Below are 15232 nucleotides of genomic sequence, written 5' to 3'. Positions count from 1 at the left end.
TGCCCGAGTGAGTTCACGTTCGTCATCACAGGCCCACCGCATTGTAGAGGCTCGTCAGTTCAGCCCTGTTGAGCGCACGCATCGTCCCGGGCTTCTGCTCACCCAGCTGCACGGTGTGCACCTTCGTCCGGACCAGGGCCTGGACCGGGAAGCCGGCCTCCTTCAGCATGCGCCGGACGATGTGCTTACGTCCCTCATGCAGGACGACCTTCACCAGCGACTTCCCCTGCCACACGTCGATGATCTGCACCTCGTCCGCCTTCGCGATCCCGTCGTCCAGCTCGATACCGTCCCGGAGCTGTCGGACCAGGTTACGGTCCACCTCCCCCAGAACGGTGGCGAGATAGGTCTTCCTGATCCCGTAGCTGGGGTGCATCAGACGGTTCGCCAGCTCACCGTCATTGGTCAGCAGCAGCAGCCCTTCGGTCTGGGCGTCCAACCGCCCCACATGGAAAAGTCGCTGTCCTGCGGCGATACGGTCCCCCACCAGATCGTTGAGGCACGGGCGCCCCATTTCGTCGTGCATGGTGGAGTGGACGCCTCGCGGCTTGTTCAGCGCGAAAGTCACCAGATCCTCGTCGGCGATGACACGGACCCCGTCGACACGGATCACATCGTTCTCCGGGTCGACCCTCATCCCCTGCTCGGTGACGATGCTGCCGTTGACCTCCACACGCCCGGCGTCGATCAACTTCTCGCTCATCCGGCGGGAGGCCACGCCTGCGGCCGCGAGTACCTTCTGCAGGCGGACCTTCTCGGAGTCCGCCTTCTGCGTCCTGTTCTTCCGGCCGTCCCCACCGGACGCCCCGGCCTTCTTCGGTGGTTTACGGTCGGCCACATGCTGGTGCCTTGCAGGACGCGCATTGGAGATGTAGCTGTCCACATCCCGGTTGTGGTCCCTGTTGCTGTCGTCGCGTTCCGGTGTGCCGTCTCGGCGAGCGGGCTTGCTCACGGTATCCTCAGTGTCTTTCTGCGGCACGTCCGCCGCATGGTCGAGGTGGTCTTCAGTTGTCCGGTTGACCAGTGTAGCCCATCCACGACCTGCCGACTCAGCCCGTGGTCATGACAGGTCGATCTGGTCCACCTCCGGCAGCAGCGGCGCCAGATCAGGCAGGGCGTCAAGGGACCCGATGCCCAGCTGCTCGAGGAAAAGCTCCGTGGTCGCGTACAGGTGGGCGCCGCCGACCTCCCCGGTCACACCCACCTCCTTGACCAGGCCCCGCAACGTCAGTGTCCGCATCACCCCGTCACAGTTCACGCCCCTCACCGCCGCAACCTGGGAACGGGTCACGGGCTGCCGGTAGGCGACCACCGCGAGCGTCTCCAACGCCGCCCGCGACAGGCGGGTTTGCGCCCCGTCGAGGATCTTCGCCTCCACGGTCGCGGAATTCTCCCGTCGCGTGTAGAGACGCCAGGCCCCCTCCCGTTCCCGCAGGTCGAATCCCATTCCCCTGTCGGAGAACTCGGTGGAGATCTCGGTGAGCGCCGCAGTGACCGCCTCCTCCGGCTCTCCGAGCAGCCGGGCGAAGTCAGCCGCCGTCGTCGGCTCATCGGCGACGAGAAGCAGTGACTCCAGCCTGCTGCGAAGCAGCGACACCGGTCCCGCAGACGGCATTGTCGACCTCCTGGATCCTGTTCACCTGTGGCGGGCCCGTCGGCCCGACGTGTCCCGCACCTTACCGGAACCCTGTCGGCGCCCCACCACAGGCGACCGGCAGACCTCCTGCACCGTCCCCCCGGTCAGGCCCCGGTCAGTCCCAGTTGCTCGCGGCGACCACCGAAGGATCCACCTCCAGGCCGGTCCACGCCACATTCATCTCACCGAGCGGTTCCTCCTGCTCGATACCCACAGCCCGCGCCTTGTACAGTTCCAGCAGCGCCAGGAAGCGTCCCACCACCTTCATCGAGACGTCACAGTCCGAGATGAGGGTGGCGAAACTGACCCAGTGGTCGGGCCCCGCGATCTTCAGCGTCGACAGGATATGACCGGCCTGCTCCAGCACGGACACCGCCTGCACATGGATGTGGCCTGTGCCGACCTCATGCGGTCTGGGCCTGAACGCGACAGCAGCGATCTCGGCGAAGCGCTCCGGCGTCAGCCCCAGCTCCACCGGCGGCATGAGATCGACGAACCGCGGCTCCGGGGACAGCTGCACCGGATAGCTGCGGGCGGCGTCCCTCTGCCACTGGCTGAACAGTTCGGCGACAGACTTGTACGCCCGGTACTGCAGCAGGCGGGCGAAAAGGAGGTCCCGGGACTCCAGCAGCGCCAGGTCTTCCTCGCTCTCCACCTCCCCGCGGGGCACCAGACGCGCGGCCTTGAGGTCCAGCAGTGTGGCCGCCACCACCAGGAACTCGGTGACCTCGTCCAGGTCGTCGGCGGAACCGGACAGTGATCTCGTGTACGCGATGAACTCGTCGGTGACGGTGGCCAACGCCACCTCGGTCACATCCAGCTTGCGGGAGTTGATCAGCTGCAGCAGCAGGTCGAACGGGCCGTCGAAGTTGGCCAGGGCCACCCTGAAACCGGTGAGCTCCGGCTGCACCGCTGGAACGTCCACTACGTCCGCTCGATGACCTCGGCCGCGAGATCGCGGTACTGCCTCGCCCCGTCAGAGGACGGCGCCCAGGTGGTGATCGGTTCACCGGCGACCGTGGTCTCCGGGAAGCGGACGGTCCTGGTGATGACGGTGTCGAAGACCCGGTCACCGAAGACCTCCACGACCCGGTTCATCACCTGCCGGGAATGGTTGGTACGACGGTCGAAAAGGGTCACCACGATGCCCAGGACCTCCAGCCGGAAGTTCAGACGGTCGCGGACCTTGTCCACGGTGTCGTTCAACAGAGCCAGACCGCGCAGGGAGAAGTAGGTGCACTCCATGGGAATGATGACGCCGTCGGCACAGCACAGGGCATTGACCGTCAGCAGCCCCAGCGAGGGCTGGCAGTCGACGATGATGTAGTCGTAGTCCGCCATCACCGGTCGCAGCGCACGGGCGAGCGCCTGCTCCCTGCCCACCTCGTTGACCAGCTGGATCTCCGCGGCTGACAGGTCGATGTTGGCGGGCACGAGGTCGAGGTTCTCCACCCCGGTGTGCAGCAGGGCGTCCTCGATCGTGGCGTCCGGGTCCACCAGCAGGTTGTACACGGTGACATCGAGACTCTCGTGCTTGATGCCCAGGCCCGCGGACAGGGCACCCTGCGGATCAAGGTCGACGAGAAGCACCCGCCGGCCGAACTCCGCCAGTGCGGCACCCATGTTGATCGTCGAGGTCGTCTTCCCTACCCCGCCCTTCTGGTTGCACATCGCAATGACAGTCGCGGGCCCGTGGGATTCGACCGGCTGCGGTTCCGGGATCGGACGCAAAGGTCGCCCGGTCAGTCCGATCTGCGGTGCATCCTCCGGACCGTCGGTGGTTTCAGCCATCCCGTCAAGCTCCTTCCCTGGACTTTCGTCCGGGTCTCTACCGGTGTCCGACCGGGTCCCGCCGCCGGTTCTCCTGCCCGTCACCGGGCTGGCCCGGCAACGTGAATCACACCAGTAAGACTATCACGCACCTGCATCACCGGACTGCGTCAAGTCCCGGGTCAAGTCCTGAGCCGAGTCCTGCATCGGATCCTGCGTCGAACCCACGGTCAAGTCCGGGGGTGTGACAGTGCCCAACTTTCACGGAGAAGATCCGGGGTCACCTTCGCATAGATCTGCGTCGTCACCACATTGGAATGCCCCAGCAGTTCCTGGACCACCCTGATGTCCGCCCCACCCGCCAGCAGATGGGTCGCGAAACTGTGCCGCAACGCATGCGGACTCACCCTCCCCAGCCCCGCACGCTCACCCGCGGCAGACACGACATTGAATCCCGACTGTCTGCGCATCCGTCGTCCCGACACCGTCAGGAACAGCGCCGCGGCGTCCTCCCCCGGCCGGGACGGCCCCCCTGCGGACAAGGACGGCCTGGCACGGACAAGATAGGCGTCCACGGCGTCGAGAGCCGGAGTGCCCACCGGGACCACACGTTCGCGGTCCCCCTTCCCCCTCAGCAGCACCGTGGCCCTCGACCTGTCGATGTCACCCAGGTCAAGGGCGAGCGCCTCACTGATCCGGGCACCGGTCGAGTACAGCAGCTCCACCAGGGCACGGTCCCTCAGCTGAAGCGGACCCGCACCCTCACCGCAGGGCACCGCCTCAATCAGCCTGGTCACCTGGTCCACTGTCAGCGCCTTGGGTAGATCTGCCCGCTGCTGCGCCGCGGGAACCGCGGACGCCACGTCAGGGATCCCCCTCTCCCCCGCAACGAACCCGTGGAAACCACGGACCGTACTCAGGCACCGCGCTGCCGACGTCTGCGCCAGAGCCCTGCCACCGGTCACCGGGTGCCCCCGACGCAGATCCGAGATGAACCTCTCGATGTCCACGGTCCCCACCGTGTCCACCGTCAACCCCTCACCCTCCAACCAGTCGAGGTAGCGTCGGGCGTCCCGCCCGTAGTTCTCGAGGGTGTTCGCGCTCAACCCGCGCTCCGTTCTCAGGTGCCTCACCCAGTCGCGGAGAAGATCCCGGTCGTCAGCGGACATACTTCATGTCGGTGCCCGGTTCCCGGCCCGCCGAACGCCGGTCGGTGATACCGGAGACCCGGTCAAACGTGGCATCCACCGGACGCCTCGTTCCCACGGCCACATGGAGGATCCCGGCGACAGCGATGGAATTCACCACCTCACCGCGACGGACCATGTCCACAGCCTCGGAAACCGGAACCCACCTCCGGGTCATGTCAGCCTCCTCACCCCCGGCCTCAGGTAGCTCACCGGCTTCAGCGCCGGTGAGTTCGCGGACCCCCTCCGCGAGGTAGATCCGGCACATCTCCTCACTGGTACCCGGTGAGGTCACCACGTCACCGAGAAGATGCCACGTGGAGGCCGCGAGACCCGCCTCCTCGGCCAGTTCACGCCGGGCGGCGTCCAGCGGCTCCTCACCGACGAGATCCAGGATCCCCGCCGGCAGTTCCCACAGGTACTTTCCGACAGGACGCCGGTACTGACGGATGAGCAGCAGCTCCCGCTCCCCGGCGTCAGCGCCGGGAGTGTCCCGGACAACCACGACCGCCGCCGCCCCGAAATGCTCGACGATCTCACGGGTGACCTCCCCGGTCACGGTCGTCATCCGGTCCCGGCGGACCGCGATGACAGCGGCGTCGACGAGAAGCTCACTGGACAGTGTCCGGTAGAGATCTGCGGCGGAACTGTCGGACATGCCACTCATCTCCGCTTCGCCTCGTGCCGCACCACAGCAGCCCTGATGAGCCCGGCGAAAAGAGGGTGCGGGCGGGTCGGACGGGACTTGTACTCCGGGTGCGCCTGGGTGGCGACGAGGTAGGGGTGGACGTCCTTCGGGTACTCCACGAACTCCACGAGCCGGCCGTCGGGTGACGTCCCGGAGAACTGGAGGCCCGATCCCTCGGTGATCTGCTCCCGGTAGGCGTTGTTCACCTCGAACCGGTGACGGTGTCGCTCGGACACCTCGGTGGTGCCGTACACCCCGGAGACCACCGACCCTTCGGCGAGGACCGCGGGGTAGGCGCCCAGGCGCATCGTCCCGCCGAGATCAGCGTCACCGTGGACCGCCGCCTCCTGCTCAGCCATCGTGGAGATCACCGGGGTACAGGTCCCGCCTGTCTCCTCGGAGAACTCCGTGGAAGAGGCGTCCTCGATCCCCGCGACCTTCGCCGCCTCGATCACGGTGCACTGCAGGCCGAGACAGATACCCAGCATCGGGATGAGATTCTCCCGGCAGAAGGTCACCGCGGCGATCTTGCCCTCAATACCGCGGATACCGAACCCGCCGGGGACGACGACAGCATCGACATCGCCGAGCTGACGGGCGGCACCTTCCGGTGTCGCACAGTCGTCGGCGGCGACCCACCGGATGTTCGCCTTCCGGTTCTCACCGAACGCACCGGCCCGGATGGCTTCGGCCACGGAAAGGTACGCGTCCGGAAGGTCGATGTACTTCCCCACGAGGGCGACGGTGATCTCCCCCTGCGGATTGTGGACCCGGTCCAGCAGACCGCCCCACACCGTCCAGTCGACGTCGCGGAACGGGAGGTTCAGCTTCCGGATGAGGAAGGAGTCGAGATGCTCGTTGTACAGCACCTTCGGAATGTTGTAGATCGACGAGGAGTCTGCGCAGGAGATCACGCCCTCCTCATCGACGTCGGTCATCAGGGCGATCTTCTTCTTCAGGGACTGCGGGACCTCACGGTCACAGCGCAGGACGATGGCGTCCGGGACGATACCGATGCTGCGCAGCTCCGCGACCGAATGCTGGGTCGGCTTGGTCTTCAGTTCCCCGGACGGGGCAAGGTAGGGGACCAGTGAGACATGGATGAAGAAGATGTTCTCCCTGCCCACCTCGTGACGGACCTGGCGGGCAGCCTCCAGGAAAGGCTGCGACTCGATGTCACCGACCGTTCCCCCGACCTCGGAGATGACCACGTCCGGTACGACACCGTCGGCGTCCGGGGCCGCCTGTGCCAGGATCCGTGCCTTGATTTCGTCGGTGATGTGGGGAATGACCTGGACGGTCTTGCCGAGGAACTCGCCGCGACGCTCCTTCGCGATGACGGTGGAGTACACCTTGCCTGTGGTGACGTTGGCGTTCTTCGTGAGGTTACGGTCCAGGAAGCGCTCGTAGTGCCCGAGGTCGAGATCTGTCTCTGCACCGTCGTCAGTGACGAAGACCTCCCCGTGCTCGAACGGGTTCATCGTCCCCGGGTCCACATTGAGGTACGGATCGAGCTTCTGCATGGTCACGGTCAGCCCCCGTGAGACGAGCAGCTGCCCCAGGCTGGCCGCGGTCAGTCCCTTGCCCAGAGAGGACACGACACCCCCCGTGACGAAAATGAATTTGGTGTGCTGCTCGTTGCGCCCCTGAGACAAGTGAACTCCCGTGGTGGTAACCGTTAAACCTACGGGATTTCAGCCTATCACAGGGCCGGGGCAGCGGCACTTTCCGCAGTTCCGTACGACCCCGCCCGACCGTCGAGCTGTGCCGCCAGGGCCCGCACCACAGTGATCCTGCCGGCCACGCGGTCCGCATTGTCCACCGAGCTCACAGCCTCCGTGTCCCCACGGTTGCCGCGGAGGACCGACAGGGCACCGCCCTCGGCCGCCGCACCCCGGTCACCGGCGAGAACCGTTCCGCCGGTGGTGGCGTCGAAACCTGCCGCGAGATCAGCTGCGAACGTGCCCGCGTAGCCCGTGTCATCGCCGGCGATCACGAGCACGGCGTCCGCCGGCCCGGTACCGGAGAGCTCACCGTCGAGGTATCCGCCGTCCGACATCGCGCCGAGGAACAGGTCCCTGTCGGACGGGGACGCCTGGCTTTCCCCGTCAGCCGAGGAACCCAGTGCCTGACCGGCGACCTGGCCGAGGTGGTACCCGGGGTCACGGCGGTCCTCGGACAACCTGGCACCGGCGGGAAGAGTGCTCGTCGCCAGGGTCTTCACCGCGTCCGCACTGTCCTGTGAGACCGCCGCCCGGGTCAGGCGCAGCGTGCCCCCATCTGCCGCCCCCGCCGCCCGGAGCAGCTTCTCCTGGGCGTCCACGACGGCCGGATCCGCGTCCGGGAGAGTGACCACGAGAACACTCCGGTCCTTCAGGACGTCACGGACCATGCCGGCTGCCGCGGAATCAAGGACAGCGTCATCGGCCTCGAGGCCCGCATTCGCGGCATCCAGCTCATCCCGGACAGTGTCCAGCTCGCTGGTGGTGGACTGGTCGGTACCCGCGGGGCCGCCCTCGACGTTGGGGGCGAGGACGTAGAAACCGAGGACGGTCCCCACCGCCACTCCTGCGGCGACACCACCGACGATCTTCCCCCCGCTCACGAGAACAGGTCCTGGAACTTGAGGGCGATGTTGTTCCAGCTGTCGATCAGGTTGTCGACGAAGCCTTCACTCCCGGACAGTCCGGCGATGAGGATGATGACCGCCACAGCCACGATGACGCCGAGGACAGCCCAGATCCATCCTCCGCCCGATCGGGAGACCCGGTAGAGCTCGGCCACCGCGGAAGAGTCGACGAAGCGGGAACCCACCTTCAGCCGCGAGAGCATCGCCGACGGAGTTCCCTCAGCCTCGCCGGTGTCGAAGACACGGTCCAGGTCCACCGAGGGCCCGAGGTTCACCACCATGGAGGCACCGTGGTAGTCGGCGAGGAGGAGAGCAAGGTCCGTCGAGTTTCCCGTCGCGGCCGGGAAGGTCATCGCCCCGACCCCCAGGTCCTGGATCCGCTCCAGGCCGACGGCATGCCCGTCCGGGTCGGCCGGCAGGACCACACTCGCCCCGGACCTCAGATTCTCCGAGGTGACGAGCTCGGGGTCTCCGATGATCACGGCCGGGCGGTACCCGTGCCGGAACATGACGTCCACTGCCTCGTCGACGCCGATGAGGACGGGGTCGTACTCGCGGATGAAGTAGCGCAGCGCCTTGAGCTTGTCCTCGAGTTCCGGGTCCGGACTGACGACGAGGACTTTCCGGTCGTCCATGTCGACGTCGACGTCAGGCACCCCGAGACCGTCGACGAGCAACGGCGCCTCGGTGCTCACGAACTCGGCCGTGTTGCCGGCCAGAGCCTCCATGTGGTCGACAAGGGCCTCCCGGGCGTCGAGGAAGCGGGACTGCGCCGTCTCCTCGTCGAGGATCTCCCCGCGACCGACCACCCGGTCACCGTAGTACACCTTCCCCTCGTCGAGCCGGCCTTTCTTCCCGTTCTTCATCTTCGCGGGAAGATCGGCGTCCGCGTTCTCCACCAGGACTATTCCGGCGTCGAGGAGCATCTGGGGGCCGAAGTTCGGGACGTTGCCCGTGGAGAACGCAGCCGTGTTGACCACCGCCGCCACCCGCGTGTCGATGAGCTTCTGCGCGAGGGCCCGGGAGATGTCCGGGGCGTCGAGGACGACGATGTCGCCCTCACCGAGCTTGTTCAGGGTGGAACTGCCCTTCGCGCCGGTGCAGTCCCGGGTGTGGCCGTGGATGCCGGGGGTGTCGTCGGTACGGGAGAAGATCATGGTGACCATTGTGACCGCAGGGGCACGGCGACCGGCGGAGGCGCGCCGGTGACGGTGCCGGAGACAGCACACGGTCACCCTCCGACGCCGACCGGCCCCCTGCCGTCACCCTGCGGTGCCCATCAATTCCTTGGCTTCCCTCGCAGTGGCCAGAAGCTCCTCTGCGTGGGCCCGGCCCGTCTCCGAATCCAGGCCGGCCAGCATCCGCGCCAGCTCCTCGACCCGCTCGACTTCGCTGAGAGTGTGCACACTAGATCTCACCGAACTGTCCGTGGCAGCCTTCGCGACATGGATGTGCACGTCAGCGAATGCGGCGACCTGCGGCAGGTGGGTGACCACGATGACCTGGTTGTGGACGGCGAGTCGGGCCAACCTGCGGCCGATCTCCACCGCGGCCCTGCCGCCGACCCCGGAATCCACCTCGTCAAAGACCATCGTGCGTCCCCGCCCCGCGAGGATGACCTCCAGGGCGAGCATCACCCGGGACAGTTCGCCACCGGATGCAGTGGCCCCCAGGGGATGTGCGTCACCCCCCTGGACCAGCTGGAACTCAATGTCGGTGATGCCGTCGGGACCGCAGTCAGTGGTCGTGGCGTCCTCCCCTGCCCCGTCACCGTCGCCGCCCCTGGTCCGGACCTGCACCCTGAACTGCGCCGACATGTGGAGACCACGGATCTCCGCGGTCACCGCGTCCGCGAACCTGTCGGAGGCTGACCGCCTGGCCGAATCCAGCGACCGGGCGGCGTCGAGCATCTTCTCGGCCGCGTCGGCCACCCTGGTGCGCAGGTCCTCGATGACGTCGTCGGAGACGTCGATGGACTCCAGCCGCTGCCGCGCCTCGTCCCGCCAGGCGAGGGCACCGTCGACGTCGACGGCGAAGGTCCTCAACTCCCGCAGATCCTGCTGTCGCTGGAGCAGTTCCTCCAGCTCGGCCGGGTCCGGAGATTCCGAGAGCACCGCGCCGAGCTCACCGGAGATGTCCGTGAGCTCACCGACCAGCGCGGACAACCGGGCCGCAAGGCCTGCGACCCGCCTGTCCGACCCGGACACCGCGGCAAGGGCCGCAGACGCGCCACCGATGACATCGGTGACGGACTCCCCGCCTGACTCCGGGTCCGCGCCGTCGAGGGCGGAGGCCGCGGAGGCGACCGCTGTACGGATGTCGTCGACATCCTGCAGCCGGCTGATCCGTGACTTCAGTTCCTCGTCTTCACCGGGACGGGGGTCGAGAGCGTCGATCTGCTCGAGGGCGTGCCGCAGCATCTCCGCCTCAAGGGCGAGTTCCCGACGCTTCACGGTGCGTTCGTTGAGGTCCCGGGCCAGAGACGCCCACCGCCTCCGAAGCTTCCGGTACTCACGGCGGTCCCCGTCAAGTCCCGCGAAACTGTCCAGGCTCCGCAGTTGACGGGCAGGGTCGGTCAACTGGAGCTGGTCCGACTGCCCGTGGATCGTCAACAGACGTGAGGTGAAGTCCGCGAGGACCCCGGCGGCGACCGTCCGCCCGGCAAGATGCGCCCGCGACCGTCCCGATGCACTCACCGACCGGGAGACGACGGCCTCCCCGTCCTCGAGGTACCCACCGACGTCATCGATCAGGCGTTCGATCTTGTCCCTGTCCACGTCCCCCACCCTGAACACCCCCTCCACAGTGGCCTTGTCGGTCCCTCCCCTGACCCGCTGGGCTTCCGCACGGGCGCCAGACAACAGCTTCAGCCCCGTGACCACCATGGTCTTACCTGCCCCGGTTTCACCGGTCACCACGGTGAAGCCCTCGGCGAACTCGGCCGTGGCCTCCTCGATGACGCCGAGGTTCCTGATCTGCAGTTCCGTCAACATGATGGACAGGATTCTACCGAACGGATGAGCGATACGCCAGAGTGTTCCCCGTGGTCATCTCCGTGGACCCCGCCAGCCGGTGATCGGCAGGCGAAACTTCTTCACCATCCGGTCGGCGAAAGGCTCGGAGTCGAGACGGACCCAACGCACGTCCTGCGGACCACGACGGACCTCCACCCGGGAACCGGGCGGCATGTGGATCTGACGGAAACCGTCCATCACCGCGGTCGCCGGTGACGTCATCGGGTTCGTCTCCACCGCGACCATCGAATCGGGGGAGACGACCAGCGGCCGTGAGAACAGGGTGTGCGCATTGGACGGCACCACGAGGATCGACTCGAGCTCGGGCCAGAGAACCGGCCCTCCGGCGGAGAAGGCGTAGGCGGTCGAGCCCGTCGGGGTGGACACCAGGACCCCGTCGCACCCGAAGGACCCGACCGGTCTCTGGTCCACCTCCAGCACCGCGTCCAGCACGCCCTGACGGTTGAGGTTCTCCACGGAACACTCGTTGAGCGCCCAGCCGGTCCCCAGGACCCTGCCCTGGGCGTCCCGCACTGTCACGGACAGTGTCATCCGGTTCTCCACACGGTAGTCGCCGGTGATGACACGGTCGATCGCCGCCTGCAGGTCCTCCCCCTCCCATTCGGCGAGAAACCCGATGTGCCCCATGTTCACCCCGAGGACAGGGACGTCCTGGGCATGCGCAATGTCCGCGGCACGGAGGAAAGTGCCGTCGCCGCCGAGAACCAGTACCAGGTCGACGCCCCTGGCGGCGTCGGGGGTGTGCCCGTAGCGGGGAAATCTGCCGAGGATCTCGTGCCTGGCCACCGGTGCCGGATCCCCGGTGGACATGACCCTGACCGTCAGGCCTCCGTCCGCGAGCTGCTGGGCCGCCGCCGCTGCGGAGCTGAGCTTGTCGTCACCGCCGGTGTGGGCGACCAGCAGCACCTCCCGGGGGGCGGGGATCTCCTCGGTCACTGTGGTCCCTCCTTGACGGCCGTCTCCACCATGGTCTGCAGCTGGTCATCGGTCGGGGATGTCTCGCCGCCGTCTCTGATCAACCACAGAAAGTATTCCACGTTTCCGCTCGGGCCGGGCAACGGGGACGCCGTGACCGCCCGTGTCGACAGGCCCAGACCTGCCGCCCGCCGTGCGACGTCCAGGGTGACTTCGGCCCGGAGTTCCGGCGAGCGCACGACCCCGCCGTGACCGAGACGGTCCTTGCCGACCTCGAACTGGGGTTTGACCATTGGCAGCAGACTGCCACCTTCGCGGACGCATCCGGCCAACGCCGGCAGGACCAGCTCCAGCGATATGAACGACAGGTCACCGACCATGGCGTCCACCTGTCCTCCCAGCTGGTCGGGGGTAAGTGTCCGCACATTGGTCCGGTCGAGGACGGTGACCCTCGGGTCGTTGCGGAGTCTCCAGACGAGCTGCCCGTAGCCGACGTCGACCGCCAGCACCTCGGTGACGCCACGGTCAAGGCAGACATCGGTGAAACCGCCTGTGGACGCCCCCGCGTCCAGGACCCGGGTGCCCGCCAGGTCAAGGCCGAGGGGTTCGAACACTGCCAGTGCGCCGAGAAGTTTGTGCGCCCCCCTGGACGCCCACCGGTCGTCGTCGGTCACGGTGACTCGGATGGACACTTCACCGTCGACGCCGGTGGCAGGCTTGGAAGCCACGATCCCGTTCACCGAGACCCGCCCCCCGAGGATCATCTCCCTGGCCTGCTCGCGGGACTTCGCCATCTGTCGTTTCACCAGTTCGGCGTCCAGTCGCCGCAGCCGGTTTCCTCCTGCTCTGGCCATCAGGGGTTCCTCACTGTCCTTCCAGACTGCCCTTCCAGTGCGTCCGCGATGATTCGGTGGGCCTTCTCCAGCAGCTCCGCCTCCTGTGCACCGGTGGCGTCCGAGGCGAGCAGGGCGTCCACCTCGGCGGTCAGTGCCTCCGCGTCGAACTGCCCCTCACCGGGCAGCGGGCCCGTCACCGCCATGCCCCCAGTGCTGCCGCCGCTGCGGCACTGCCGTCGTCGACGACGGTCACGTCGTCGCCGGAATCCTGCGCAGCCCAGACCAGGGGCGCGGCGGCGGCGAGAGCCTCAGCCGCCATGACCTCGACGTCGCCCTGCCGACCTGCCGTCACGGTGACCGTGTCTCCGGTGCGGTGGGCGCCCCAGCCGTCCAGGTGGTCCCGCAGGTTGGCGGCGATCCAGGTCGGACGGTACCGGGTGTGCAGAATGTCGGTGTGCCCGGAGACGCCGGTGAGTACGCAGAGGGTGTCCGTCCCGGCGGCGATGCCTCCGGCAATGTCGGTGTCGAGCCGGTCACCGACAGCCAGAGGACGCCGTGCGCCGAGACGTTCCGCCGCGACGTGGAACATCGCCGGCTCGGGTTTGCCGGCACTCTGCGGATGTACACCGGTTGCACTGACGACCGCGGCGACCAGCGACCCGTTGCCGATGAGCAGGCCACGCTCCGACGGCAGGGTGGTGTCCATGTTGGACGCCACATAGACAGCACCCGCCCGTACCGCGAGTGCCGCTTCGGAGAGGACCGCCCAGTCGTTGTCCGGTGAGTGGCCGTGCAGCACGACATCCGGCCGGTCGTCGGCGCTGCGGACGACGCGGAACCCTGCCTCGGCAGCGAGCTCGCGGAAGGATTCGGCCCCCACCACAAGCGCGGAGGGAACCGCGGCGGCGTCCCCGCCGTCTCCGGCACCACCTGCCAGCTCCACCGCGAGGGTGCAGGCGACCTGTGCCGAGGTCAGCACGCGGGAGGGCTCCGTATGTACACCAAGGCCGGCGAGATGGTCGGACACGGCACGTGGTGACCGTGAGGCGTTGTTGGTCACGTACACGGCCGGCCGGCCGGCAAGGCCGGCAAGCGCCCCGTCGATGAGGACGCCACCACGGAAAACTGTTCCGTCGAGGTCGACGAGCAGTGAATCGTAACGGTCCAGGATGTGGTGAGGACGCCGCTCCTGCTGTTCAAGCAATGTCATCGGCACGTCACTCGTCGAGATCCCGCTCGAGTTCCTGCAACCGGTCCGCACTGTCCAGGACGCCGTGGGTGTCCATCTTCTCAGCCTTCCTGAACCACTCGCGGGCGTCCCCGGTCTCCCCGGCGAAGGCCAGCGCGTCAGCGTAGGCGTAGGTCACGCGCAGCGCAGTGACCTCGGGCAGATCCCGGGCACGGGTCTCCGGCTCCAGAACGTCGACGGCGTCGGTGGCATGACCGAGATCATGATGTGCACCGGCGACCACGATCGCCAGTTCCGCGCGCTGTTCCGGATCAAGTTCAGCCGCTTCCTCGGAGAAACCGAGTTCGACAGCCTTGTCTGGATGCCCCAGGCCGCGTTCGCAGTCCGCCATCACCGCCAGCAGTCCCGGGCCACCGGCCATCCTGCGGGCAGCGCGGAGCTCGGTGAGGGCTTCCTTCCACTCACCTGCATGGTAGGCGGCGATGCCCAGGGTTTCGCGGGTGATAGGTACCCGACCGCCACGTTCTTTCGCGGCACGCGCGTGAGCGAGTGCCCGGTCACTGTCGGAGTCCATGAGCGCGGCGGCCATGATCAGGTGGCCTGCCACCTTGTCAGCGTTGTCCTTCGACAGGCTGCGGAGTTCCTGCCTGATGGCCGGGTCGAGTTCCTTCGGACTCACATCGGACGGGATCTCCGGTTCACTGACGCGGTCGTTGACCCGGTTCTCCCGGTAGCCCGACCGCTGCGGTCCATTGTGATGGTCGCGCCGCCGCCCGTCCGGGCGCCCGCCGTTGCGGTCATGACCCCGACGGTCGCCTCGGTCGGCCGAACCACCCCGGTAACCACCACGACGGTCATCATCACGGCCGTTCCTGCCGCCTGAACCACCCCGGTAACCACCACGACGGTCATCGTCACGACCGTTCCTGCCGGCAGAGCCACCACGGTAACCACCACGACGGTCATCGCCACGACCGTTCCTGCCGGCTGAACCACCACGGTAACCACCACGACGATCATCATCACGACCACTGCCACCGGCAGAGCCACCACGGTAACCACCACGACGATCATCATCACGACGACTGCCACCGGCAGAGCCACCCCGGTAACCACCACGACGATCATCATCACGACCGCTGCCACCGGCAGAGCCACCTCGGTAACCACCGCGACGATCATCATCACGACCCCTGCCACCGGCAGGACCACCCCGGTAACCACCGCGGCCGTGGTCGTTCTGTGGGCGACGAGCACCTCCACGGTCACGCCGGGGACCGCCTCCAGCACCGTTGCGTGCTCCGTAAGTGCCGGACGATTCGCTCATCAAAAACCTCTCTGGATACA

Annotated in this window: 16 protein-coding genes; all 16 read right to left on the bottom strand. The window is 67.3% G+C overall.

Annotated elements, in window-relative coordinates; genetic code table 11:
* Nucleotides 1-25: 25 nt before the first annotated feature.
* The 16 genes from BN3906_RS09205 to BN3906_RS15145 all read right to left on the bottom strand — a co-directional run bounded on the left by BN3906_RS09205 (nt 26) and on the right by BN3906_RS15145 (nt 15175).
* A complete protein-coding gene (locus BN3906_RS09205) occupies nt 26-952 on the bottom strand; it encodes a pseudouridine synthase (RefSeq protein ID WP_066589651.1) in 927 nt (308 codons plus the stop codon).
* A gap of 108 nt (nt 953-1060) precedes the next feature.
* Nucleotides 1061-1615 (bottom strand): SMC-Scp complex subunit ScpB, encoded by a 555-nt coding sequence (scpB, locus tag BN3906_RS09200; RefSeq protein ID WP_066587470.1) that lies wholly within the window; start codon nt 1613-1615, stop codon nt 1061-1063.
* Nucleotides 1616-1751: 136 nt separating this feature from the next.
* Complete coding sequence (locus tag BN3906_RS09195; RefSeq protein ID WP_066587467.1) at nt 1752-2561, bottom strand: segregation and condensation protein A; 810 nt, start codon at nt 2559-2561, stop codon at nt 1752-1754.
* The gene (locus tag BN3906_RS09190; protein ID WP_066587465.1) at nt 2561-3427 is read right to left on the bottom strand and encodes a ParA family protein; all 867 of its coding nucleotides are present in this window, start codon (nt 3425-3427) and stop codon (nt 2561-2563) included. The genes BN3906_RS09195 and BN3906_RS09190 overlap by 1 nt, the downstream gene beginning before the upstream one ends.
* Before the next feature lie 209 nt (nt 3428-3636).
* Nucleotides 3637-4575: a tyrosine recombinase gene (locus BN3906_RS09185; RefSeq protein WP_066587460.1), complete on the bottom strand. Its 939-nt coding sequence runs from the start codon at nt 4573-4575 to the stop codon at nt 3637-3639.
* Entirely contained in the window at nt 4565-5251 is a 687-nt protein-coding gene (locus tag BN3906_RS09180) for an NUDIX domain-containing protein (RefSeq protein WP_066587457.1), read from the bottom strand. The genes BN3906_RS09185 and BN3906_RS09180 overlap by 11 nt, the downstream gene beginning before the upstream one ends.
* A gap of 5 nt (nt 5252-5256) precedes the next feature.
* Nucleotides 5257-6936 carry a CTP synthase gene (gene pyrG / locus BN3906_RS09175; RefSeq protein WP_066587454.1) on the bottom strand — a complete coding sequence of 560 codons (1680 nt, stop codon included), beginning with the start codon at nt 6934-6936 and terminating at the stop codon, nt 5257-5259.
* A 47-nt stretch (nt 6937-6983) separates the two neighbouring features.
* On the bottom strand, nt 6984-7886 hold the full coding sequence (locus BN3906_RS09170) for a copper transporter (protein WP_066587453.1): 903 nt from the start codon (nt 7884-7886) through the stop codon (nt 6984-6986).
* Nucleotides 7883-9076: a putative cytokinetic ring protein SteA gene (steA, locus tag BN3906_RS09165; RefSeq protein ID WP_066587452.1), complete on the bottom strand. Its 1194-nt coding sequence runs from the start codon at nt 9074-9076 to the stop codon at nt 7883-7885. The genes BN3906_RS09170 and steA overlap by 4 nt, the downstream gene beginning before the upstream one ends.
* A 96-nt stretch (nt 9077-9172) precedes the next feature.
* Nucleotides 9173-10903: a DNA repair protein RecN gene (gene recN / locus BN3906_RS09160; RefSeq protein ID WP_066587450.1), complete on the bottom strand. Its 1731-nt coding sequence runs from the start codon at nt 10901-10903 to the stop codon at nt 9173-9175.
* Nucleotides 10904-10957: 54 nt separating this feature from the next.
* Nucleotides 10958-11881 (bottom strand): NAD kinase, encoded by a 924-nt coding sequence (locus tag BN3906_RS09155; RefSeq protein WP_066587447.1) that lies wholly within the window; start codon nt 11879-11881, stop codon nt 10958-10960.
* A complete protein-coding gene (locus BN3906_RS09150; RefSeq protein WP_066587444.1) occupies nt 11878-12714 on the bottom strand; it encodes a TlyA family RNA methyltransferase in 837 nt (278 codons plus the stop codon). The genes BN3906_RS09155 and BN3906_RS09150 overlap by 4 nt, the downstream gene beginning before the upstream one ends.
* On the bottom strand, nt 12714-12899 hold the full coding sequence (locus BN3906_RS09145; RefSeq protein ID WP_066587439.1) for a hypothetical protein: 186 nt from the start codon (nt 12897-12899) through the stop codon (nt 12714-12716). The genes BN3906_RS09150 and BN3906_RS09145 overlap by 1 nt, the downstream gene beginning before the upstream one ends.
* Nucleotides 12890-13906: an HAD hydrolase-like protein gene (locus BN3906_RS09140; protein WP_066589648.1), complete on the bottom strand. Its 1017-nt coding sequence runs from the start codon at nt 13904-13906 to the stop codon at nt 12890-12892. Before BN3906_RS09140 ends, BN3906_RS09145 begins: the two co-directional genes overlap by 10 nt.
* Before the next feature lie 7 nt (nt 13907-13913).
* Nucleotides 13914-14564, bottom strand: coding sequence for a tetratricopeptide repeat protein (locus BN3906_RS15150; protein ID WP_237559580.1), 651 nt, complete (start codon nt 14562-14564; stop codon nt 13914-13916).
* Nucleotides 14561-15175 (bottom strand): hypothetical protein, encoded by a 615-nt coding sequence (locus BN3906_RS15145; protein ID WP_315969040.1) that lies wholly within the window; start codon nt 15173-15175, stop codon nt 14561-14563. Before BN3906_RS15145 ends, BN3906_RS15150 begins: the two co-directional genes overlap by 4 nt.
* Nucleotides 15176-15232: the final 57 nt, after the last annotated feature.

Source organism: Corynebacterium provencense, assembly GCA_900049755.1.
Taxonomy (GTDB): domain Bacteria; phylum Actinomycetota; class Actinomycetes; order Mycobacteriales; family Mycobacteriaceae; genus Corynebacterium; species Corynebacterium neomassiliense.
This window is presented reverse-complemented; position numbering and strand designations above follow the sequence as displayed.